Origin of the sequence: Niabella ginsenosidivorans, assembly GCF_001654455.1 — a bacterium.
GTDB classification, from domain to species: Bacteria; Bacteroidota; Bacteroidia; order Chitinophagales; family Chitinophagaceae; genus Niabella; species Niabella ginsenosidivorans.
Genome location: NZ_CP015772.1, coordinates 5,389,657 through 5,413,520 on the forward strand (window position 1 = coordinate 5,389,657; position 23,864 = coordinate 5,413,520).

Consider the following 23,864-nt stretch of genomic DNA (forward strand, 5'->3'; position numbering starts at 1 on the left):
AGAGAAGCCGTCAGCGGAATTTTAGGATTTCTGAATCTCAAATGCAGTATTTTTGAAACCATGCGTCGCTTTCTCCGGTTCCTGCTGCTAAAACCCGTTCTATGGGCCGCCAAAAAATTTGATTCAGATCCTGATAAAATAAAAGTATTTGATGCACTCACCAAATTGTTCAACCGCATATCAGACCATCAGAGTAAGCTGGGCCTGCTGATTGATTTTGATTTACAGAAAGATAAATACATCATTTTCTCAGATCAGCACAAAGGCGCGCGTAATGGTGCCGACGATTTCCGGCTGGCCGCACCTGCCTATGTGGCTGCATTGAACTATTATAATACCAGCCTTTTTTCTTTTATAAACCTGGGCGATTGTGAAGAGCTGTGGGAAAACCCGCTGTTCAGGGTAAAAAAATTTAATGGTGAGCCATTTGAGGCGGAGAAAGCATTTGTGCAAAGAGATGCTTTTATAAAAGTTATTGGCAATCATGATCTGTATTGGGGCAATGATCCCCTGGCCGGGCTGGAGCTGGAAGCCGTGTTCGGGAAAAAAATAAAGGCTTATGAAGGCGTGATCCTGCAAACCATCATTAACGGAAGGCCGCTCCGTATATTCTGTACCCATGGCCATCAGGGCGACGCAAACAGCGATGGTAACTGGTTCTCTAAATTCTTTATATCAAAGATCTGGGGACCGCTGCAGGCCTGCCTGCAGATCAACCCCAATGAACCTTCCAACAATGATTATAAAAAAACATTGCATAATGAAATTATGTATGAATGGTCTTCAGAGCAGGATGCTATTCTTTTAATTACGGGGCATACCCACCAGCCGGTCTTTGAATCGCTCACCCATATTGAACGTCTGTACCGGCAGATGGAAATTGCAAAATTAAAGAGTGATGCAGTCACTATTGAAAGGATAAAAGAGGAAACCATTGCTTTCCGGAAACGGTTCGATACATTGTTACTTGATTATAACAGGATTTTGCCCACTTATTTTAATTCAGGCTGCTGCTGCTTCTCAGACGGGGACATCACCGGTATTGAAATTGAGGGAGGCTTTATCAGGCTCATAAAATGGGAAACAAAAGGAGGCCGGCCGGAAAGAATCGTTCTGGAAGAAACTTCATTAGGTGTAATAATGGAAGCCGTTAAAAAATAAAGTGTCGCGGGATTCAGGTATAGGAAATCGTTTTTTACAAAACTACCTTCATGGCCTGAGCAAGAACAATGCACCGCCGCCGTTTTATTTATCAGGGTATGCTGTCTGCAGGAGCGTTGGCTCTGCCCGGTGTGATCCCCGCCCGCCCGTATCCTTCTAAAAAACCGGGAGTCATTATTATTGGCGCTGGCCTTGCAGGGCTGGCGGCCGCTTACCGGTTAAAAAAGAAAGACACACCCATTACTATTATCGAAAGCAGGTCAATTATTACTGGGGTAACGATGCTTATTCTTACGGTGCGTATGCAGTCTATAAGCCAGGGCAATGGTTTGGGGTGCAGCCGGAATTAAAAAAGTCCTTTCGGGATGTATATTTTGCAGGAGAGCACCTTGCAGACTAGCAGGAGTTTATGGAAGGCGCCATAGAAACAGGAGAAGCAGCAGCCGGCGCAATAGCTGGCTGATTCTGTTGCCCTGTTAACCATAAGTGGTTATTTATTTTTACCGCAGTTCCAAAGCTTTGGAACGCAGATTGCTGTAGATGATCAATGCGGATCCGCGTCCGAAAACCTGCGGGAATCATACGATGATCTTTTCTGGGGCTGACCAAAAAGTAATGTCAGCCTGATTTTTCATTTGCGGCGCAAAAACATCCGAACGTTCGGATGAGGCTATGACACGTTTTTACCGTCACCTCGACCGAAGCGGAGAGGTCTCTTCATGGGTTAGAGATGCCTCGGCTGTGCTCGGCATGACGATAAGTGTGATTGATCTCTGATATATAAAGTAACATATCATTGGCTGCTTGACGATGTCTATATTTCGTCAAGCTCTTCCAAAGTTTCGGGGTGACAATCAAGACGCCGTTTAGTCACCACCAGTATAACCCTGTTCTCCCAAAAGGTTACCAGATGTATTTTGCCAGGAATTTTCCTGCCTTGGCATATGCTTCCGAGATCCGCCAGCTTCTACCATAATCAACGCCCATAACATCTCTGTTCGGCGCATTATCTACATTCAGAACAGCGATAATATGATTCCTGTTGGCGGTTGCTACGATGGTAACGGTAGCGTCAATATAAGCGTTCCTTCTCCATGCGCCTGCGTTAAAGCCCGGCTCAATAAAGGTAGTGTGGAAGATGAGCATGTATGGGCCCTCTTTTTCATTTTTAAGGTTGCTGGTCTTTAAAAAGAGCTCAAGGAACTTGGGTTCATAGGCATGGGAACGGTCATCTTTCCAGGAAGCAGCCCATTTATCCCCGCAACCCGGTTCTTTTTGTTGTATTCCTCGGTTTTCTTGGCTACATGATCCTCTTCATTTTTAAATTTACCTACGGAAAGATAATCATAGATGAGCTCAACGTTTGTAGCGGATATTGATTTTAACGGAGCCGGATTACCCCGGAAGGTTTTGATCTTTTGAGAATAAGCAAGTGTGATCAGGAAAGGTAAACTTATTTTTCAGAAATAATGATAAAACTATGCTGCTGACCGTGGTACTGATTATAGAGAATGACCCGGTCCGCTTTCTGCAGGGAAGCTCCTTTTTTAAACAGGTGATCCGGTAACTGCAGATCCTGGAAAGCCTGTGCGGCAAGCCATACCGCAAAGGACGCGGCTGTTGGGTATTCCCCCGTCAGGTGCTTAAAGCGGATAACGGGCGCAGTACCGGCGTACTTTTCAAACGCATCATAAAAGAATTGGTAACGGCGGTCTCCGTTTTCCCCCGAAATTAATAGGGTAGTGGCAGTTACAGGATATGCCTCCAACAAGGCTTCTAAGTGCCGGGCAATTGCTGACACTTCTGTTGTATGCAGGGTGCTCACAGATTCAATTTTTGCAATAGCGCCGGTTGCGGTTCCGCTTAATAAGAACATTGCAGCTCCTTCACCGGCAATGGTTGCGCTATGACCGGCGGTATAAAGGTCTGTGTTGGTCAGCAGGGGATCGTACCACCCCGCCAGGCGGTCAATATTATAATTGTAGGTAGATATTTCATCTACTGCACCTGTAAGGTAGCTGTTTCCCGGGTGCTCACTAAGAAACATTTTTGCATCAGTAAGGGCATTCTCAAAAGCCAGCCCCAGGTGTACATGCGTGGCATTGTAATTCCGGTTCTTTTTTATAAGGCTTAACTGGCCGGCAATGGCATTAGGAGTACTTTGTACAAAATTGCCGGGGGTCAGCATGCCTTCATTATAATCAATGATCTGGTTGAGGAATTTAATGCAATCTTCCATTCCCCCGTTGGCGGTTCCTATAATGATTCCATCCGGAACCACCTCTTTCAGTAAGGGAAGGCCGGCTCCAATGCCCATACGCACCGCTTTGCTCATTCTGCGCAGCATGCCCGGAGGCACGCCTTCCAGTGCGGGCTCAATGGCAACCAGCTTACCTTCGGAGGATGTGATGACTTTTTCAAGATCAGGGCTACCGGCGGTGCGCTGCGGAGAAATACAAAACTGCTGATGGATATACACGGATCAATTTTGAGGCTAAGATAATAAAAACAATGCAGGCAATTAAGGGAAGCTGGCTGATCACTAACAGTTATGGATACCTTCAAAAAAACAGTGCGCCCCGCGCTTTAACGAAACCATAAAAAAAATTATGCTTACTTCGCAGAAGTAAACAAAGCAGTATATGCATATTTTAATTACCGGCGCATCGCAGGGGATAGGACTGGCTATTGCAGAAGTGTTTGCAAAACAAGGAAACACACTCCTGCTTTCATCAAGAAACGATCTGAAGTTGTATAAAACAATGGAAACCCTGCAAACTCATTACCCGGATGCGGTGTTTTATGCAAAAGCATTTGATCTTTCTGTAAAAGAAGAAGCCATTGCCCTGGGTAAATGGGCGTTGGAGAAGGGCACCCCGGATATACTGGTTAATAATGCCGGTTTATTTGAGCCTGGTAACATCAGCGATGAGGCAGAAGGCGTACTGGAAAGCCAGATGGCGGTAAACCTGTACAGCGCCTACCATCTTACAAGAACAGTGTTGCCGGCCATGAAAAAGAACGCAAGGGGGTTTATTTTTAATATCTGTTCGGTTGCCGGCCTGCAGGCCTATCCAAACGGGGGTTCTTACAGTATCAGTAAATTTGCAATGAATGGCTTTAGCCAGAACCTGCGGCAGGAGCTAAAGCCATATGGTATTAAGGTAAGTGCCTTTTTTCCCGGGGCGGTGATGACAGCGTCCTGGGGCGACTTTGACAACAGCGAAAAACGGATCATGGAAGCGGGTGATATTGCTAAGCTGATTGAAGCGACTACACAACTTTCTGCTGCAGCCTGTGTTGAAGATATTATTATACGGCCGCAATTGGGCGATTTATAAAAAATGATGAAGATTTTTCAGAAAGGTATAAAACAGTTGGTCTTATGGGCGCTGGCATTAATGGCATCCCCAATTGTTTTTGCGCAGAACAGCACGCTGGACGCACGCATAAAAAACAATCTTTACCTGAACGTTTATGTGAATAAAACCAATTGCTATGTAGGAGAGCCCATCGTGGTTACCTATAAACTGTATTCATCCCTGGAATCTGTTTCAGAGGTAATTAAAGACCCGGATTTTGCCGGTTTTGAATTGCGTGACCTGATCGCTTCGGGTGATGATATTGTAAACCGACAGACCATTGACGGCAAAAGTTTTGATGTGCATACCCTGCGAAAGATTCAGCTAACTCCCCTGGAGGCCGGCAGGTTGGTGCTGGATCCTATGATATTGAGTAACCGGATCAGGCTGATAGATGCCTCCGGGAACCGCAGCTCTTTACTGGACGGTATTGATGACAGCTTCCTGAAAAATGGAGAATACCGCGTTTCTATAGCATCCGTTCCTATTACGGTCAATGTGCAGGAGGCGCCGGCCAACGCAAAGCCCGCAGTTTATAATGGCGCAGTTGGTGATTTTAAAATGAATGTGCGGCTTTCTAAGGTAAACCTTAATCCGGGGGAACAGGGCAGCTTGCTGATAACGATTTCCGGTACGGGCGACTTTTCTCGGGTAACACAACCCGTTGTGCAATGGCCCTCAGGCGTAACTGCAGCAACAGCAACCGTACAGGAACAATATGACCGTAATGATAAAAACGCACCGGGTGTAAAGATCTTTACTTTTCCTTTTTCCTCGTCAAAAGTAGGTGCTTACACCATTATGCCGGTACAGTTCTCTTATTTTGATGCTGTCCGGAACAGGTATAATACCGTCAGTAATCCTCCGGTAACTTTTTATGTACGGGAAGGGGCTGTAAATGCACCTGCAGGCGCAGTGAACACACAGGCAGAGCGCAACGATCACTACGGCGCCTTGCTGCTGGGTATTGGCATTGTTGCATTATTGCTGCTGATCCTCCTGTTAAGGAAAATGTTCCGCAATAAAGGGCAGCAGCAACCGATGCGCCAGGTAATGTTAAAGCAGCAGGTACAACCTGTTCAGACGGATCAGCCTGGTTCCGGTGTGGAAGAGCTGTTGCAGCCGGCGGAAGATGCGGTAACAAAACCCGGAAGTCTTTTTTACACCACATTAAGACAGGGAATGATCCGTTTCTTTGAGCAGAAATACCAGGTTCCGGCCAAGCTTTTTTATAAATCTACGTTGAAAGAAACTATGACGCAAAGAAAAGTCCCGGTACCGCTGCAGGATGAGGTCTTTCACATGCTTACAGAAATTGAAATGAATATTTATTCTGCCGGCGGAATGGAAGGAGACCGCGTCCGGCTGCTTGAAAAAACAAAGGCAATACTGAAAAAGTTGTGATCAGCATTGCCTTATATCAGGAAGGGAAATCGCCTTTAATCCCTGCGTCCGGTCAATATGGAAATGTATTGCAACAGCATTACAACCGCTGCCAGGGCAGCAACTACATAAGTGGTAGCGGCCCATTTTAATGCATCTTTAGCCATCGGATATTCCCGGTTGTTAGTAATATTGGTATGGTTCAGCCAGGCTAAGGCTCTTTTGCTGGCATCAAATTCCACCGGCAGCGTTATCAGTGAAAACAATACAGTAATGGCCATCAGAACGATCCCGATAAGAAGCAATGTATAGCTTCCGGATGCTGCCATAATTAAGCCCGCCAGCAATACCCAGTTTACAATTGCCGAGCTGAACTGTACAGCCGGCACCAGCCTGCTACGCAGTTGTAAGGGGGCATATTGGGCAGCATGCTGTACGGCGTGCCCGCATTCATGGGCTGCAACGGCAGCTGCGGCTACGGTACTACCTTCGTAAACATCCGGGCTCAGGTTCACGGTTTTTTTAGCCGGGTCATAGTGATCGCTTAAAAATCCTGGTACGGAAGTTACCTGTACATCATAAATACCGTTTTCCCGCAACATCCTTTCAGCCACCTCCTTTCCGCTTAGGCCGGAGGAAAGGGGCACTTTGCTGTAACGCGTAAACTTACCTTTTAAAATCATCGATACAATCATGCTGATGCCCATAAACAGTATCGAAACCATCATAATTCCTGGTGTCATGCTTTCTTTCTTTTTTCTTTTTTATGCAAATCTGTTTCCAACCCTATATTTAACAATCGAACAGACTTTTTGTCATGTAGATAAGTTTTTTTAAGGATATTTTAAGAGATGTTTTTTCGTTATATATTTGATTTGTAATGTGTTATGAATTTTTTGACAACTGCTATTTCATCAGTTTATTATTTCTTAACCAAAGGTTTACGGAATTTGATTTTTTATTTCTGCTCCGGATTTGTACCTTAGTATCAGAATTTAATGGGTTAGTAAGTATTAAGGTCAGTCGGAAGACTGGCCTTTTTACTTTTTGGCAGTAATGTTTTCTTACTGCTTTTTTTGTAGCAATCGTTAATATTTAAAATGCATTTTTACAGTCATTATTTGGCGCTATGCAGCATAAACTGAATGTTTTATTCAGCAATAAATCATCAAAAATTACAAATTGTATATGGCTAAAGTTAAAAAATCTTTTTTCTGTCAGAATTGTGGATATGAAAGTGTGAAATGGCTGGGGCAGTGCCCGTCATGCGGGCAGTGGAATACTTTTGTAGAAGAAGTGATTGAGAAAGGAACGGATAAAGCCAACTGGGATCAGTATACATCAGCAATCAAAAGAGCAAACAAAGTCATTGCCCTGCATGAAATAGAAAGTGGTGAAGAAAAAAGGATCATAACCCAGGATGCAGAGCTGAACAGGGTTTTGGGAGGAGGTATTGTTAGCGGCAGCCTTATTTTGATAGCCGGAGAGCCGGGTATTGGCAAAAGCACTCTGTTCCTGCAATGTGGCCTGCATTTTAAAAACAGGAGCGTATTGTACGTGAGCGGAGAGGAAAGTGAACAGCAGATAAAGATGCGCGCAGACCGGTTGATGGTCAATGAAAAAACAAAGGTGAATGACCAGTTTTTTCTTTTAACAGAAACAGCAACCCAAACGATCTTCCAGGAGATAAAAAAATTAAAGCCGCAGGTAGTGATTGTAGATTCGATCCAGACCTTACAGTCGCCTGTTATTGATGCATCCCCCGGCAGCATATCACAAATAAAAGAATGCGCTGCTGAATTTCTGCGTTATGCAAAAGAGACCGGGACCCCCGTTTTTTTAATTGGTCATATCACAAAGGAGGGGGGTATTGCGGGGCCCAAGATCCTGGAGCATATGGTAGACGTGGTATTGCAGTTTGAGGGCGACCGGCATTATGCATACCGCATTTTGCGCACGCTGAAAAACCGTTTCGGGAGCACTTCAGAACTGGGGATCTATGAAATGACCGATTCCGGAATGCGGGGGGTAATGAACCCGTCTGAAATACTGATCACCCAAAAAGAGGAGCAGCTAAGCGGCATCGCTATTGCAGCCACTATTGAAGGGGTTCGTCCATTACTTATTGAAATACAGTCTCTTGTAACGCAGTCGGTTTATGGAACGCCACAGCGTACGGTTTCGGGTTTTGACCTGAGGCGGCTGCAGTTGCTGCTGGCTGTTTTGGAAAAACGGGGTGGTTTCCATTTTGGCATAAAAGATGTGTTCCTGAATATTGCGGGGGGCATTAAAGTAGAAGATCCTTCTATTGACCTGGCCGTATTATGTGCTTTATTGTCATCCTATGAAGATATTCCGTTGCCTCAAACCATGTGTTTTGCCGGGGAAGTTGGCCTTAGCGGGGAGATCCGCGCTGTAAACAGGATTGATCAGCGGATTGCCGAGGCTGAAAAGCTGGGTTTTGAAAAGATCATTGTATCCAGGTACAATCAATCCCTTAAAAACACCAGCCGCTTTAACATTGAGGTGATCCGCATGAGCCGGGTAGAAGAAATATACCGGTACCTGTTCTGAAACCGGGTGCTGTGGAATAATCCCGGGCGGTCGCATCAATCTGTAATTCCCCAAAATGGGTTATCTTAGAAAATAAACAGCTCCTATGTCTGCTGCCAACGCAATAAAAAATGCCCTTATTCATCTCTTTTATCCGCACATTTGTGCCGGTTGTGCAAGCGATGCACTGCCACTGAACAGTCAGCTTTGCCTGCAATGCCTGCATGAGCTGCCTGCAACCGGTTTTGAGGGGCATGCCAATAACCCGGTTGAAAAAATATTTGCCGGCCGCATCCGGTTTGAAGCCGCAACGGCCCGTTACTATTTTTCAAAAGGATCGCCTTTGCAGCATATGATGCACCAGCTGAAGTATGGAGGCAACAAAGCGCTGGGCCACCAGTTGGGCATTGAGTTTGGTAATGCATTAAAGGCCTCCGGCCGGTTCCGGGCAATTGATGCCATTGTGCCTATGCCGCTTTATAGTGCCCGGGAACGTAAAAGAGGCTATAACCAGGCGGCTGTTCTTGCAAAGGGAATTGCTGAGGTATTGAATAAACCTGTATGGGAAACTATTGTTTGCCGGGCAGAGCCTACTGAAACCCAAACAAAAAAGAACCGGACAGAGCGTTGGAAGAACATGCAGGGTAAGTTTTTTATTATTGATAATCAAAAAGCTATTGATCAGCACTTGCTTCTGGTGGATGATGTTGTTACAACCGGTGCAACCTTTGAGGCATGCGGCAGCGTCATACTGGAAATTACTGGCGCGCGGTTAAGTATTGCAGCTTTGTGTTATGCCAACGATTGAATGAAGCGCGGAGAATGGTACAGCAGAATCGGGAAAATCCTTTTAACTTTAGTAGATAAAATAAATAAAACATGAAAATTTTATTAATGGCATTGGTTGTATCTATGGGTATGGCGGCCGGTTCTATCTACGATTTTAAGGTTGATGGTTTGACAGGGGGTACCATCAATTTCAGCGATTTTAAAGGAAAAAAGATATTGGTAGTGAACACTGCCAGCAAATGCGGCTTTACGCATCAGTATGAAGGGTTAGAGCAACTGTATGAAAAATACAAGGATAAGCTGGTGATAGTGGGTTTCCCGGCCAATAATTTTATGTCGCAAGAGCCCGGTTCTAATGACCAGATCGCCGAGTTCTGCAAAAAGAATTATGGCGTTTCTTTTCCAATGGCAAAAAAGATCTCCGTTAAAGGAAGCGATACCGCACCTATCTATAAGTATTTAATTGCCGAAGCAGCGAAAAAAGGCATAAAGGATCCGATCAAGTGGAATTTTACAAAGTTCTTAATAGACGAGAATGGAAACCTGGTTACAGTATTCCCTTCTAAAGTAGAACCCATGAGTGAAGAACTTTTGAAATACCTGAACTAAGTTTTATATATATTTTTCCTGCAACAGGCAATTAATGGTCCCGGCACTGTCGGGACTATTTTTTATATTCGCTGTAAACTATTTTATGCGTGCCTGGCTGTTTATTTTTCTTATAAGTTTAAGTTGTATGATGATATCCTGTAGCTCAAAGAAAGCGGCAGACCTCTTTGTGTATAACGCCACGATTTATACGGTTGACAGCGCTTTCCGCAATGCAGAAGCCATGGTAATTAAAGAGGACAGGATCATTGCCGTTGGTAAAAAAAGTGATCTTGAAAAGGAATACCAGTGCAAAAACAGCCTGAATGCGGAAGGAAAATTCATTTATCCCGGTTTTATTGACGCGCATGCCCACTTACTGATGTATGCAGCAGGGTTGGGAGAGCTGGACCTGACAAACACAACGAGTTGGGATGATGTGCTGCACCGGTTCAGCGATTTTAAAATGCCCCGCGATAGTGCTGCCTGGCTGATCGGCCGGGGCTGGGATCAGAATGACTGGCCAATAAAGGAATTTCCTACAAATGACGCGTTAAATGAACGTTACCCGGATCAGCCGGTCTACCTGACGCGCATTGACGGGCATGCTGCCATTGCCAACAATAAAGCGCTGGAGCTGGCCGGCATAAAAGCCGGGGATACTATTACAGGCGGTACTTACCAGACAAAGAACGGAAAGCTTACAGGTATTTTGATTGATAATGCGATGGACAAAGTGGCGGCAAAGATCCCCGATCCGTCAGCAGCAGCTATGAAAGGGTTATTGTTACAGGCACAGCAAAATTGTTTTGAGGTGGGGCTTACAGGTATCCATGATTGCGGGCTGAACTATGACGTGGTAGAGAAAATAGAAGCCTTGCAGAAAAGCGGCGAGTTGAAAATGCGCCTGTACATCATGCTGAGTGATGCCAAAAAGAATTATGATTACCTGTTAAAACGGGGGGCGATTAAAACGGATCATTTAAATGTGCGGGGCTTTAAGCTGTTTGCCGATGGCGCTTTGGGCTCCAGGGGCGCCTGCCTGCTACAGGATTATGCGGATAAGTCCGGCTGGAAGGGCTTCCTGTTAAGTAACCCGGAGCACTTTGATTCGATGGCTGCGCTGATCGTAAAAAACAAATGGCAGATGTGTACGCACGCCATTGGAGATAGCGGCAACCGTACGTTATTGAAAATTTATGCCAAATACCTTGGCGGGAAAAATGACCTGCGCTGGCGGATTGAACATGCACAGGTATTGAATGAAAACGATTTTCATTTTTTCGGCGATTATAACATCATTCCGTCTGTGCAGCCCACGCATGCCACATCCGATATGTATTGGGCAGGCGACCGCCTGGGCAAAGACCGGCTGAAAGGAGCCTATGCATATCAGCAGTTGCTGCAACAAAATAACTGGATACCGCTGGGAACGGATTTTCCCGTAGAATCCATTTCGCCTTTTAAAACGTTTTATGCCGCTGTGGCAAGAAAGGATGCCAGTGGTTTTCCCGCAGGAGGTTTCCAGATGGATAACGCATTGACACGGGAGCAGGCGCTGCGCGGAATGACCATCTGGGCAGCAAGGGCAGCCTTTGAAGAATATGAAAAAGGAAGCCTGGAGCCGGGAAAATTTGCCGATTTTATCATCCTGGATAAGGATCTCCTCAAAGCCCCGGAAAAAGAGTTGCCGGGCACCAAAGTGCTGATGACTTATTTGGGAGGTGAAAGGGTATATGAGCAACGTTGATGCGCTGATGGGACAAGCCCTGCTAATAAAAAATGAATATGGAAAGAGATGTTTTTCAAACGGTCTATAGCAGTCCTTACATCACTAAAACAGATTATGAGGAAATTGCCAGTGCGCATAGCCAAATGGGCGTTGAGCAGGGAACGATACTTTTAGAAGCCGGGAAAATTGCTAATGAATATTACATTATTGAAAAAGGGTTGTTCAGGTCATTTGTTTATGATTATAACGGCAATGAAATAACTACGGAATTTTATTGCCCGGAAGAATTATTAATAGAATCGTTTTCTTTATTTTACAGAAGCCCGTCAATGGAAAACTTTCAGGCACTCACCAGCGGAACCGTTTGGAAAATCAATTATCAAACCTTTCAGCAATTACTGGATCAAACAGAAGGTTTACGGGAATGGGGAAGAGCCTGGGCTACCCACCATTTATTTACGATGAAAAAACGGTCTGTCAATATGCTGACAATGAACGCTACCGACAGGTATTTAACCTTGCTGAACGAAAGACCGCAGATAATACAGCAGGCACCCTTAAAACACGTTGCATCTTATTTAGGCATTACCGATACTTCGCTGAGCCGTATACGAAAAGAAATTGTAATAGCTTAGCATTTCTTGCCATTTGGAAAGACCATTGTCTTTGCGGAAAATTAATTTTGCTGCATCAATAATTTTTAAAAAGAAAACAGGATGAAAAATGCAGTTAACTGGTTTGAGATTTATACTTCAGATTTTAAAAGGGCGAAAAATTTTTATACAGAGGTATTTAGGTGCGAGCTAACCGATATTTCAACAAACAGCGAAAGGCATAATCAAATGCAATATGCAGTTTTCCCGGATGCTGAAAATAACGTGGGTGCAAGCGGTGCATTGGTTTGGATGGAGGAGGCAAAACCGGGCATTGGCGGTACGTTGGTGTATTTTGCTACCGAAGAAATGAATGAGGCATTAAGCCGTGTAGAAGCCAACGGAGGTAAAATTATCCGCCCAAAGACGCCGGTAGGCGATTTTGGCTTTATTGCTTTAATAGAAGATACAGAGGGGAATATGATCGGCTTGCGTTCAATGAAATAACACCGATCGCGCATCTGTATAGACCTTCCGGGAAACCGGAATCATTAGCTGAACAGCTGTAACGCCGGCATTATAGGTCTAAAATAAAAATTCGTTTCGTATAATAACAGAGCAATTATTTTGGAATGTTCGTGTGAGTTTATCGCGCAAGTCAATGAGTTGATCGCCGTCTGTTTAAGCCGTGTAAATAGGGCCTGCTGTTTAACTGCCGCATCACTTCAATCTTTTGTCGCTACAAAAGGATGCTCCATTTTTCATCCCTGCCCGCCGGGTATTGTTGTCAACTTATGCCCTGAATCTACGGCTCTCCTCTTTGATTATTGTCGCTTTTGGGGTGACCAAAAAGCCCCTTTGTCATGCTGAATTTATTTCAGCATCTAAATAGCGATTGCTTGCCGACAGATTCTGAAACAAGTTCAGAACGGCAATCTACTATAAACAGGATTTTTGATCACCCTCAACACATCCGGTCAAGGCTACGCCTCTTCATCATTACAGCAATTTCCAAACAATACGCTGCCACATTTTCCAGGTCCCAAGGCCATCGGCCTGATTCCATAAAACAACTCCGGTATTCATTCCGGAGTTAATGTATCCCTATAGAACTTTGAGTGCTATGGGCACGATGCATTTCTTTGCCTCCGGGAAGTGCTCCTGATAGCGATACTCAAAAAAACAGTGTTTCCGGTCTTCAATTGAAAGGACTGGGAAAATGGGGAAAAAAATAGTCGATGGGCTGCAAGGATTTTTAACCCTCCTGCGCTAAATCCTTACAGTAAAAAAAGACCTAATGGATGTTTCAGGCAATAAATATCTAGATTTTTTGTCTAAGCAATTGGCTTTAGCTACAACAGACAGGGAAAAGAAACAAATACAATGGGCAATCAATTCGTTGCCTGCTCAACAGAATGAAGCAACCATGGATTCAGCGCAGCTTGCCGCATACAACGGAACCTTTGAAGGAGGACTTCATTTTTATGTAAAAGGTAATAATTTGTATTGCCAGAATGCACAGAAAGGTAATGTAATTGTAAAACTTCAGCATGTTAGCAATAATCTGTTTATTTTGAATGAGAATAATCAATTAGAGTTTAAAAAAGATCAATCAGGGCAATTTTCCGGTATCCGTTGGTACCGATCAGACGGAACTGAATCTTTCAGAAAAAGGAAAAACGTACGGTAAGAATATAAACAGGAACAGGGGCGCTTGCTGTTCTGCCATCACATTCCCGTCTTTATTTGATTGCAGCAGGAAAGTAAAAGTTATACGCCGGCCTCCCGGCCAGCGCAAGAATCTAACAAAAAACCCTTCCGTTAAGAAGGGTTTTTTTATATCAGAAAATTATACGTCATAAGTCGTAGAAGCTGTGTCTCCACCTCTGCCCGTCCAGTTGGTATGAAAGAATTTTCCGCGGGGCTGATCGATCCGCTCATAAGTGTGTGCCCCAAAATAATCGCGTTGCGCCTGCAGCAGGTTGGCCGGCAGTCTTTCACAACGGTACCCGTCATAATAGCTGATGCCTGCGCTCAGACAGGGAACAGGAACACCATTCAACACAGCGGTTGCGGTCACCTTCCGCAGCCCTTCCTGGCAAGCCTGGATCTTTTTGGCAAAATACGGATCCAGTAACAGGTTGGACAGGTCCGGGTTTTTGTCAAACGCTTCTTTGATATTGCCCAGGAACTTGGAACGAATGATACATCCGCCTCTCCACATCAGGGCAATGTTTCCATAACTTAATTCCCATCCGTACTCTTTGGCAGCAGCCCGCATCATCTGGTAGCCCTGCGCATAGGAAATAACCTTGGCAGCGTATAAAGCGTCCCGGAGCTGATCTATAAATTGTTTTTTATCGCCATCAAAAGCAGGCTGCGGGCCGGCAGTCAATACTTTGGAAGCGGCCACGCGTTCTTCTTTTAAGGCCGATAAACATCTTGCAAAAACGGATTCGGTGATCAGGGTTAATGGAATGCCTAATTCCAGGGCCACAGTTCCGGTCCATTTGCCGGTACCTTTCTGACCGGCAGTATCCAGGATCTTATCAATAATAGGAGTGCCGGCTTCTTTGTAAGCTAAAATATCGCGGGTGATCTCGATCAGGTAACTGTCCAATTCCCCTTCATTCCATTCTTTAAATACTTCGTGCATTTCATCGGCAGACAGGCCCAATACCTCTTTCATGATCTGGTACACTTCGCAGATCAGCTGCATATCGCCATATTCAATGCCATTGTGCACCATTTTTACAAAATGGCCGGCGCCGCCATTCCCCACCCAGTCGCAGCAGGGTGCCCCGTCATCTACTTTTGCGGCAATACCCTGGAAGATAGGCTTTACCTCGGGCCAGGCATCATTAGAACCTCCGGGCATTATAGAAGGGCCTAACAGGGCGCCTTCTTCTCCGCCGGAAACACCGGTGCCAATATAACGGAGCCCTTTGCTCTCCACGTATTTTACCCGGCGCTCTGTGTCCGGAAAATGAGAATTACCGCCGTCAATAATAATATCGCCTTTATCTAAATGAGGCAGCAGCAGCTCAATAAAATCATCCACGGGCTTGCCGGCTTTCACCATTAACATTATTTTACGGGGGCTTTTTAATGACGCCACCAGGTCTTCAATGGAATGAGCACCATAAATATTTTTTCCTTTTGCCCTTCCATTAATAAAATGATCCACTTTATCAACAGTACGGTTATAAGCGGTTACATGAAAGCCTTTGCTTTCCATGTTCAGAATCAGGTTTTCACCCATTACTGCCAGCCCTATAACGCCAATATCTGATACTTCTTTCATAATTACGCAAGGTTAAATTGTATAGTTAAAATTTAGTAGTTTAAAAAAATAAAGGATGCCAAATTTAATCTGCCGGAACGGTAAAACCAATTATTGCTACAAATAGTCGCTATTATTGGAAATTTTATAATTTAAAGGATGGTTTTATAATACTTTTTTAAGTAAAATGATATATACAGGAAAATGATCGCTGTATCCCCCGCGGTAAACATCCCCGCCGTAAAAACGCATCGGATACCCTTTATAGGGCCCTGTATTTTCTACCATAAAGTCCTTTTTAAAAATAGCGTTCCTGTAAAAGAAGAAACCTGATTGCTGTTTATCCAGAAAGCCCTCTGAAAGCAGTATCTGGTCAAACAGGCTCCAGGCATTCTGATAAGCCAGGGAACCCTGCCCCTTCTTATACAGGCCCACCCAGGGATTATAGAGCATTCCCATGCTGATGTTGGTGCTGTCGGCGGTAGCTTTTATTCCTTTTACAACACTGTTGTTGACGGGGTCGTCATTCAGGTCGCCCATTACAATAATTTTGGCCATCGGATCATGGCTGATCAGTGTATCAATAAATTTCCGGACTGTTGCTGCAGCGGCCATGCGCCCCGGCTCCGACTTTTTTGCACCACCATAGCGGCTGGGCCAGTGGTTGATGAACAGGTGTACCCGCTCGCCATCCAGCAGACCGGTTACCCACAGGATATCCCGTGTATAAAGGGATTCCTTGGCGCCTTCCGGCAGCTTTACATAAAGCGGCCTGCTTTTTAGCACTTTAAAATATTTCGGGTTATAGATCAGGGCCACGTCAATGCCCCGGGCATCCCATGAGTCATAGTGCACATATTGATAATGCCGGCCGGCAATGAGCGGATGCCGGATCAATGTGTCCAATACTGCGTCGTTCTCCACTTCTGCGACGCCTAACAGGGCGGCCCCGTCAGGATTCAGCTCCGTTCCTATTTGTGCCATTACCGTTGCCTGGTGCAACACCTTATCATTAAAAACAGCGCCGGTATAGGCTTTGGTGCCATTGGGCGTAAAGGTTTCATCATCATTTTTCCCATAGAAAATAGTATCGTAAAAATTTTCAAGGTTATAAAACGCAATAATAGCTGATTGATAGCGGCCCTGCTGGGTAATTGCATGCTTGCTGCAGAAACAGAAAAGCAGGGTGATAAAATAAACCGGTATTTTTTTCATGGTGTATTCATTAAGGTTCCCGTAAAGCTACGGATTATTTTATATGCTGGTTACACGCCGGCATACACATGGCAGGGCGCACTTAGCCCGACAGCTGTTTTTGTTCTTTTAATGAACACAATTGCAACGCTTTTATAACTGTCTGTTAATGACAAGTGGTGTAAAATGGTCATTGAATCAATAATAAAGGAGTGCCACCCAGAGTTTTTTATAGGGGCCTAATCAATGAGGAGATGACGAACACGCTTATGGTCACCCCTGAAGAGGTCATCCCGGACCTGTTCCGGGATCTGTTTTTATTTCAGGGTCCAAATTAGCGATCAAATAGATGCCGAAACAAGTGCCAATGACAGATGGAGTTATGCATTGAGGATCAATGATACTTTCGTCATCCGAATGTGCCAATGACAGATGGAGTTATGCATTGAGGATCAATGATACTTTCGTCATCCGAATGTTCGGATCCGAGCGAAGCCAGGGAGTTTCTGAAATATTGAAGTGTTCGCTGATTGAGAAATCCTTCAACTTCTTCCGCTATCGCAGAATGCGCTGCCAATGACATATTATTTAATTCATTGTATTTCAATGATCTTTAATCCTGTTTTAAAGCCAGTTTTTGTAAATAGTTTTGTTCACGCTGTTTTAATTGCTGTTCATATTTTGCAATACCCTGTTCCACGTATTGCGTTCCCTTTGTCAGCAGGTTATAAAAGGCTTCCGCTATTTTTCTGGCACCTGCTTTGATCGCTATTCGTGCATTCTTTCTGCTCTTAAGTTTTCTGATAAAAGCTCCTGTTGCCACATACTTACTATTGAGTAATGCCTGGGCTATTTCCCGGAAGGTCTGACCGGCATTAGAATGATTGTTCATTTTCGATTTTCTGTTTTTTAAACCACTTTGGTTATGGCCCGGACAAAGGCCACACCAACTTACAAAATGTTTTGCCGTTGGGAATCGGCTCATGTCTGCTCCCACTTCTCCCAACAATTTCAGCAGTGTATAATCGGTGATACCAGGAATACAACTGGCATCTGCACCATAAATATTTAGTAATTTCTGATGCAGGCCGGTTATCATGGGCTTGTGATGCCGTATTGGCTTGGCTTTGTGTTCACTTGTAATGAACTGTTTGCCATGCTCAAGATTACACAACAAGCCTTCGATACGTTTATCAATAAGCAACAGTTGCTGCTGATGAACCTTCCAAAGATTTAAGCTTTGTTCTAATAGAAACAAAAGCAAAAACTTCGGCATGACAAAAAGAAAGATTGATTTTCAAAACAATAACACATCTGTCATTGGCAGCCTGACGAAGGGCAATCCTTCACAATTGAATCATACTTGGACAAGTTCAGTACGATAGCCATTTTGGTCTCCTTAATGAGCATAAATAATGCTTTATGGCTGCCTGAAGATGATAATGATTCTATCAATTTATACATGATACATAGACTTCCGAGAAAAAAATCACAAAAAAACAAACAAATGTTTGTGATTGTTTGTATATTTATAACGCTAAACTAAACCACCACGCTACATGAAAACCGCCCTAACCTTGATAGGCTCGTTTGTTTGCTTTATCGGATACGCGCAAACCCTTCATTTATTTCCGGCAGACACAATTCCTCAACAGGATTCTTCAATACAGGAACTTAAAAATGATGTCCAGGAAAGCCTGCCCGTCATCACGCTTGATGCGGATGAACCGGACAATGAAGGCGGCAGCACCAGTGTTTCATCGGTGCTTTCCTCCGGCCGCGACCCATTCCTTTCTGCTGCTGCATTTAGTTTTTCACCCATGCGTTTTCGCCTCAGGGGTTATAATGGCGCGGATGCTATTTACCTGAACGGCGCTGATTTTACCGGGCCGGACAACGGGCTCATCCCTTTCAGCCTGTGGTCCGGCCTTACCAATGTGCTGCGTGCCCGGGAAAATGCTTACGGATTAGAGGCGGCAGGATTCAGCCTGGGAAGCATCGGGCTGAACACCAATATTGACCTGCGGGCCGGTGCGCAATGGGCACAAACCCAGGTGGGGTACGCGGCTGCCAACAGGAACTACCGGCATCGCCTTTTTATTACCCACGGTTCCGGTTTTAATAAAAGGGGCTGGGCCTATAGTTTTATGCTGAATGCCCGCTACGCAAATGAAGGCTATGTGCCCGGCACTTATTACCGTGGGTTCAGCTATTATGCTGCGGCTGATAAAAAGCTCAACCCCAAAAACACGGTTTCACTGATCGCTTTTGGAGCACCCACTGAAAACGGCCGGCAGGCTGCAAGCGTGCAGGAAGCCATGGATCTGGCAGGGACTGATTTTTATAATCCTTCCTGGGGATACCAAGATGGTAAAAAACGGAACGCGAATGTAGCAACCGTTTTCCAGCCGGTTTTTATGGCGGTGCATGAATATCAGCCCAACAGCAGGTCCAGCTGGATGACCACGCTGGCTTATGCTTCCGGCAAAAGAAAAACATCTGCTTTTGACTGGTACAATGCGCCGGATCCTCGACCTGATTATTACCGCTATCTGCCCAGTTACTATGCTGCTGCACAACCCAATACCGCTGCCACTATCCGGCAAATGATGCTGGATGATCCGGATCTGTTGCAGGTAAACTGGGGGCAGTTGTATAATGTGAACAGGGGCAACACAGCCACCGTACATAATGTGGAAGGCATTCGGGGTAACGATGTTACCGGTCATCGCTCCCTGTATATTTTATCCGACCGGGTAAACGCGCTGCAGCGGTTTATAGTAAATACCGTTTATGACACAAAGCTGAATAAGCGGATGGCGCTTTCTGCAGGAGCACATTTTCAAAACCAGGAGAATCATTATTACGAAGAAATAAAGGATCTGCTGGGCGGCGATTTTTGGGTGAACGTGAACCAGTTTGCCGAAAGGGATTATCCTAATGATCCCAACTCGCTTCAGTTTGATGTGGACCATCCCAACCAGATCAAAAAAACGGGGGATCCATATGGGTATAATTATAAAATGGTCGTGACCCGTATGGGTGCATGGGCACAGGTATTAGTTACGCTTGATCATATGGATCTGTTTGCCGGGGGCGCCCTGGACTATACCCGGTTTTACAGGAACGGGCTGAACCGTAACGGGCTTTTCCCGGATGCTTCACTGGGTAAATCAGCCCCCCAGCAATTCCTGAACCCGGGTATAAAAGCCGGGATCACTTATAAATTGAACGGGCGTAATTATTTCTTTATAAACGGAGGTTATTTTGCCAGGCCGCCCTTATTTGATAATGTTTTCATCTCCCCGCGCATGCGCAATACATTACAAAATAATGATCTGAAAAGCGAAACAGTGCAATCGGTGGAAGGAGGATATAAACTGAACAGCCCGCGTGTGCACATAGGTATAACAGGTTATTACACTCAAATAAAGAATGTATATGATGTAATGACCTTTTATCACGATCAGTACCAGAATTTTGTAAACTATGCGCTGAGCGGTATCAACTCGGTTTATTTTGGTGGTGAGCTGGGCGCTTCGGTCCAGCTTACTGCAACCTTAAGTTTTAACGGTGCAGCTGCTGCGGGCCGGTATTATTATAAAGGTCGCCCCAATGCGGTGGTTACAGTTGACAACAGCGCACAGGTCATTACGGAACAAACCGTTTACCTGAATCATTTCAGGATACCATCTACTCCGCAAAATGCGTATAGTGCCGGATTGTTCTACCGGTCGCCGAAATACTGGTTCATCAGCCTTACAGGAAATTATTTTGATAATTCCTGGTTGAGTGTAAACCCTTTGCGCAGAACGGTTGCAGGAATTGGGGATGTGGATCCCACAAACCCGGATATACAAAGCACCATAAGTACCATGATCAAACAGGAAAAATTTCCGGCGCGGTTTTCAATGGATCTTTTTGGAGGCTGGTCCAGGCGGTTGCCCCGCTCTTTTAATATTCATAAAAAACCCAGCTATCTGGTTTTTACTGTGGGCATCAATAACCTTTTAAATAATCAAAACATCCGCTCCGGTGGGTTTGAACAACTGCGTTTTGATACGGAGAACAGAGATGTAAATAAATTTCCTCCGAAATATTATTATGCGTATGGCCTGAATTATTATGCCAGTGTATTGTTTCGGTTTCATTAAATCGCCTTCACCAAATAAAAAACCCGCCTGCGTCGGGCAGGCATAAAATATATACGGATGAAAAACTACCCTTCAACATGGAACAACCGCATCAGTCAACTGCTGATAGTTCTGTTGCTTATTACAGCCTGTAACAAAAAATTTGACGCGCCTCCAATAAATACAGACCCGGATGTTGCGGTAGATATGACCATAGCGGAATTAAAATCGCGTTATCAGGGAGTAGGCATTTTCCAGACCATTACGGAAGATAAAACCATCACCGGCATTGTAACGGCCGATGATCGCTCGGGTAATTTTTTTAAGCAGATTGTGATACAGGATGAAACGGGCGCTATTCCGGTTTTACTGGATGGCAATAGTGTATATACCTCTTATCCCATAGGGCGAAGAGTTTTTGTAAAACTAAAAGGGATGATGCTGGGCGATTATGGAGGCACCATTCAGCTGGGACTGGACTCTACCCGCTCTGATGCGGGCTATTTAAACGTAGGCAGAATCCCCATGGCACAATTTGACCAGTTTATTATTAAAGGGTCCTATGGAAATACGGTAACACCGATGATCATTACACCGGCAGACCTTTCTACAAATATTACCAACAGACTGCAAAGCATGCTGGTACAATTCGATCACTTCCAGTTTGCCGATGGTGATACTTCTAAAACCTATGCCGATCCTGAAAAAAAGATCAGCGCTGTCAATTTCACTATAAGGAACTGCGAGAAGAAAACGATGGTGCTGCGCAACAGCAGCTATGCCAGCTTTGCCGCCTTGAAACTTCCCAAAGGAAACGGATCTATTGTGGGCATTAACAGTATTTTTAACGGAACGCAGCAATTACTGATCAGGGATACCGGCGATGTTCATTTTAATGAGCCCCGTTGCGGTACTGGTCCGCTGGTGCCAAAAACAATAGCCGCATTACGGCAGCTTTACCAGGGAGCGGCTGTGGAGATGGACCGGTATGCGGTGGGCGGAACGGTTATATCCGATCCCGCTTCAAAAAATACTGCATCCGGTACCATACTCCTGCAGAGTGGCAACAGGGGCATTGCTGTTTACTTTGGAGGATCGGTTACTTATCATATTGGTGATTCTGTTGTATTGAATTTAAGCGATGCAGATTCACTGATCAGTTACCGAGGATCGCTGGAACTGAAATTAAATAAAGATTTTGTAAAACTAACGCCTGTAGCAACCGGCAGAAAGGTAACACCCGTTGTTAAAACAATCAATGCTGTTAATTCAATGCTTGACCTGCCGCCGGGTGATCCCGGTAATTTTGAATCAACACTGATCACTATTGAACAGGCAAGCGCTGCACCCGGTACATTCTCCGGCAGTCATGCGCTTACAGATGCTACCGGCTCTATAGAGTTGTATACACAAACAGGCGCCACCTTTGCCCTGCAAACGATCCCCACAGGTGCGCAATCATGGACGGGTTATGCCGGTAATTTTAATACCACAAAACAATTCTCTATACGCAATACAAATGATGTAACAGGTTTTGAGCCTTCCACATTCTTTAGTGCCCTGTTTGATTTTAAAGAAGTAACTGATTCCACAGGTACAACAGATCCAACAGCATTACCCGTAGTAAGCAATCTGGTTTTTACACCTTTTAAAGCGGTAGGGGTCGGCACAAAGCCAACTGCTTCCGGCCGCTTTTCTTTCAGCAGCTGGCCAACAGGCGCTACAGATGCTTCGGAGATATTCAGCGGCAAGCCGGATGAAGGGAAATATTATGAAGTGACCATAACTCCATCGGCAGGTTCCGGGATGGATCTGTTCAGCATTGCATTTACATTGAGACGCTCTGGTACAGGCATAAGGCAGGCAGTTGTGCGCTCCAGTATTGACAATTTTAAAGAAAACCTTCCGGTATCTGTTGATCCGGGGAATAAGAACATGCGTATTGTTCCTGAAAATATTTTTCAGGTAAATGATGCATCCACATCTGCAAATGAGGGATGTGTTGTAAAGCCGGGCGCAGCGTTTATGAATTTAAAGGTTCCTGTAACTTTCCGGTTCTATGGCTTTAATGCAGAGTCTGCAGCGGGTACGTTTAGTATTGACGATGTAAGGATCGGGGGTAGTATACGATAGATGGCGGGGCTATGTTGGCTGTAAGACTTGGGGACTGTGATAAAGTACTAATTCAGCCCCCTGAGCAATGCTGATACGCTGACGGTAATTTAAAGGGCACTCACTTAAAAAACGTTGACAACAACGCAGCTGCAACTCCACTTCTTTCAAAGCTAAATTGGATGGCAGCTACTTCGCATCAGACCTGCGCATATCTTTCGCCTTATTAAAATTTGCCAGACAACTATCCAACGGTTGCCCTTGCCGATAAATGCAGTCGCAGAAAATTTCGCAGGCCGCAGGGTTTTTACTGGAAGTACATTGATTGCTGCACTCAGCTTCAGAGTTGCAGGGCCCGATCTCATATAAATAGAACGTACCAATAATGATAACGGCCAAGATTGCAACGAAACCTCCAAAAAACAGGATCCGAAGTCGCTTCCTCAGGGGCTTTTTTAACACATAAGGAGCTGTTTTGGGCTGCTTGAATGGCAAAATATGTTTTAAACGGTTATAATCCCAGATTAGTAAAAACAAACTGGCCAATACCATCATCGTAACAAGCCGGGTACCGTTAAAACGGGTAGCATAGGTCAGCACACAAATATTAACGATGATGGGAAAATAGATCAGTGCACCAAGAAGAGAAGTTCTCGGAATCAGTAATAACACAGCTGTTATAATTTGAGCAACTCCAATAAAGGTATAGTAATATCCTGTAAGATATAAGGCATCGAAATAATGCCCTAAAGGGTTATTGGACGGCAGACCGGTAAAACGTTCACCCATGATTTTAACATAGCCTGCCGGAAGAAAGCTTGCAGCCAGTGCGATACGGCAAAAAACAGCAAAGTTTTGAAGCCACTTATCAGACTTTGCTTCATGGTATATTTCTTCAATTCTGTTCATGCCTGTATCTTAATGCTGTAACGTCCAATCTTTTTTAACGCGTCTGCTTCGGATTCCGGAATTAATAGCGGA

At 44.7% G+C, this 23,864-nt stretch carries 20 protein-coding genes; 13 read left to right on the forward strand and 7 right to left on the reverse strand.

The window, feature by feature from the left end; genetic code table 11:
• Positions 1 to 60: 60 nt before the first annotated feature.
• Together A8C56_RS22760 and A8C56_RS22765 are read left to right on the forward strand one after the other, a co-directional pair.
• Positions 61 to 1,161, forward strand: coding sequence for a metallophosphoesterase (locus A8C56_RS22760; RefSeq protein ID WP_067760971.1), 1,101 nt, complete (start codon positions 61 to 63; stop codon positions 1,159 to 1,161).
• A gap of 98 nt (positions 1,162 to 1,259) precedes the next feature.
• Positions 1,260 to 1,511 (forward strand): NAD(P)-binding protein, encoded by a 252-nt coding sequence (locus A8C56_RS22765; protein WP_169818827.1) that lies wholly within the window; start codon positions 1,260 to 1,262, stop codon positions 1,509 to 1,511.
• Positions 1,512 to 2,064: 553 nt separating this feature from the next.
• On the opposite strand, the gene A8C56_RS24235 is transcribed toward A8C56_RS22765, so the two are convergent.
• Both A8C56_RS24235 and A8C56_RS22780 read right to left on the reverse strand, forming a co-directional pair.
• Complete coding sequence (locus tag A8C56_RS24235) at positions 2,065 to 2,307, reverse strand: hypothetical protein (RefSeq protein WP_084490361.1); 243 nt, start codon at positions 2,305 to 2,307, stop codon at positions 2,065 to 2,067.
• A gap of 307 nt (positions 2,308 to 2,614) precedes the next feature.
• On the reverse strand, positions 2,615 to 3,640 hold the full coding sequence (locus A8C56_RS22780) for a beta-ketoacyl synthase chain length factor (RefSeq protein ID WP_067760974.1): 1,026 nt from the start codon (positions 3,638 to 3,640) through the stop codon (positions 2,615 to 2,617).
• A 163-nt stretch (positions 3,641 to 3,803) separates the two neighbouring features.
• Between A8C56_RS22780 and A8C56_RS22785 the strand changes: the two genes are divergently transcribed.
• Both A8C56_RS22785 and A8C56_RS22790 read left to right on the forward strand, forming a co-directional pair.
• Positions 3,804 to 4,502, forward strand: a complete 699-nt coding sequence (locus A8C56_RS22785) for an SDR family oxidoreductase (RefSeq protein WP_067760975.1) — start codon at positions 3,804 to 3,806, stop codon at positions 4,500 to 4,502.
• Positions 4,503 to 4,505: 3 nt separating this feature from the next.
• On the forward strand, positions 4,506 to 5,927 hold the full coding sequence (locus A8C56_RS22790) for a BatD family protein (RefSeq protein WP_084490362.1): 1,422 nt from the start codon (positions 4,506 to 4,508) through the stop codon (positions 5,925 to 5,927).
• 35 nt (positions 5,928 to 5,962) lie between these two features.
• On the opposite strand, the gene A8C56_RS22795 is transcribed toward A8C56_RS22790, so the two are convergent.
• Positions 5,963 to 6,649 (reverse strand): zinc metallopeptidase, encoded by a 687-nt coding sequence (locus A8C56_RS22795; protein ID WP_084490363.1) that lies wholly within the window; start codon positions 6,647 to 6,649, stop codon positions 5,963 to 5,965.
• A gap of 445 nt (positions 6,650 to 7,094) precedes the next feature.
• Between A8C56_RS22795 and radA the strand changes: the two genes are divergently transcribed.
• The 7 genes from radA (at position 7,095) to A8C56_RS22830 (ending at position 13,851) form a co-directional block, all read left to right on the forward strand.
• Positions 7,095 to 8,480 (forward strand): DNA repair protein RadA, encoded by a 1,386-nt coding sequence (gene radA, locus A8C56_RS22800; RefSeq protein WP_067760977.1) that lies wholly within the window; start codon positions 7,095 to 7,097, stop codon positions 8,478 to 8,480.
• A gap of 85 nt (positions 8,481 to 8,565) precedes the next feature.
• The gene (locus A8C56_RS22805) at positions 8,566 to 9,267 is read left to right on the forward strand and encodes a ComF family protein (protein WP_067760978.1); all 702 of its coding nucleotides are present in this window, start codon (positions 8,566 to 8,568) and stop codon (positions 9,265 to 9,267) included.
• Between the two features lie 71 nt (positions 9,268 to 9,338).
• The gene (locus A8C56_RS22810) at positions 9,339 to 9,857 is read left to right on the forward strand and encodes a glutathione peroxidase (RefSeq protein ID WP_067760980.1); all 519 of its coding nucleotides are present in this window, start codon (positions 9,339 to 9,341) and stop codon (positions 9,855 to 9,857) included.
• A gap of 127 nt (positions 9,858 to 9,984) precedes the next feature.
• Positions 9,985 to 11,586, forward strand: a complete 1,602-nt coding sequence (locus tag A8C56_RS22815) for an amidohydrolase (protein WP_245645666.1) — start codon at positions 9,985 to 9,987, stop codon at positions 11,584 to 11,586.
• A 38-nt stretch (positions 11,587 to 11,624) separates the two neighbouring features.
• The gene (locus tag A8C56_RS22820; RefSeq protein ID WP_067762480.1) at positions 11,625 to 12,203 is read left to right on the forward strand and encodes a Crp/Fnr family transcriptional regulator; all 579 of its coding nucleotides are present in this window, start codon (positions 11,625 to 11,627) and stop codon (positions 12,201 to 12,203) included.
• Between the two features lie 81 nt (positions 12,204 to 12,284).
• Positions 12,285 to 12,668, forward strand: coding sequence for a VOC family protein (locus A8C56_RS22825; protein ID WP_067760982.1), 384 nt, complete (start codon positions 12,285 to 12,287; stop codon positions 12,666 to 12,668).
• A 790-nt stretch (positions 12,669 to 13,458) separates the two neighbouring features.
• The gene (locus tag A8C56_RS22830; protein WP_067760984.1) at positions 13,459 to 13,851 is read left to right on the forward strand and encodes a hypothetical protein; all 393 of its coding nucleotides are present in this window, start codon (positions 13,459 to 13,461) and stop codon (positions 13,849 to 13,851) included.
• A 159-nt stretch (positions 13,852 to 14,010) separates the two neighbouring features.
• Here A8C56_RS22830 and gnd read toward each other — a convergent pair whose 3' ends face one another.
• The 3 genes from gnd to A8C56_RS22845 all read right to left on the reverse strand — a co-directional run bounded on the left by gnd (position 14,011) and on the right by A8C56_RS22845 (position 17,914).
• Positions 14,011 to 15,465, reverse strand: coding sequence for a decarboxylating NADP(+)-dependent phosphogluconate dehydrogenase (gene gnd / locus A8C56_RS22835; RefSeq protein ID WP_067760985.1), 1,455 nt, complete (start codon positions 15,463 to 15,465; stop codon positions 14,011 to 14,013).
• Positions 15,466 to 15,609: 144 nt separating this feature from the next.
• Positions 15,610 to 16,659 carry an endonuclease/exonuclease/phosphatase family protein gene (locus tag A8C56_RS22840; RefSeq protein WP_067760987.1) on the reverse strand — a complete coding sequence of 350 codons (1,050 nt, stop codon included), beginning with the start codon at positions 16,657 to 16,659 and terminating at the stop codon, positions 15,610 to 15,612.
• A 592-nt stretch (positions 16,660 to 17,251) separates the two neighbouring features.
• Positions 17,252 to 17,914, reverse strand: coding sequence for a transposase (locus A8C56_RS22845; RefSeq protein ID WP_084490364.1), 663 nt, complete (start codon positions 17,912 to 17,914; stop codon positions 17,252 to 17,254).
• 283 nt (positions 17,915 to 18,197) lie between these two features.
• Between A8C56_RS22845 and A8C56_RS22850 the strand changes: the two genes are divergently transcribed.
• On the forward strand, positions 18,198 to 20,792 hold the full coding sequence (locus A8C56_RS22850; RefSeq protein ID WP_067760991.1) for a TonB-dependent receptor domain-containing protein: 2,595 nt from the start codon (positions 18,198 to 18,200) through the stop codon (positions 20,790 to 20,792).
• Between the two features lie 57 nt (positions 20,793 to 20,849).
• A complete protein-coding gene (locus A8C56_RS22855) occupies positions 20,850 to 22,904 on the forward strand; it encodes a DUF5689 domain-containing protein (RefSeq protein WP_067760993.1) in 2,055 nt (684 codons plus the stop codon).
• Between the two features lie 168 nt (positions 22,905 to 23,072).
• On the opposite strand, the gene A8C56_RS22860 is transcribed toward A8C56_RS22855, so the two are convergent.
• A complete protein-coding gene (locus A8C56_RS22860) occupies positions 23,073 to 23,792 on the reverse strand; it encodes a hypothetical protein (RefSeq protein ID WP_067760995.1) in 720 nt (239 codons plus the stop codon).
• Positions 23,793 to 23,864 lie beyond the last annotated feature (72 nt).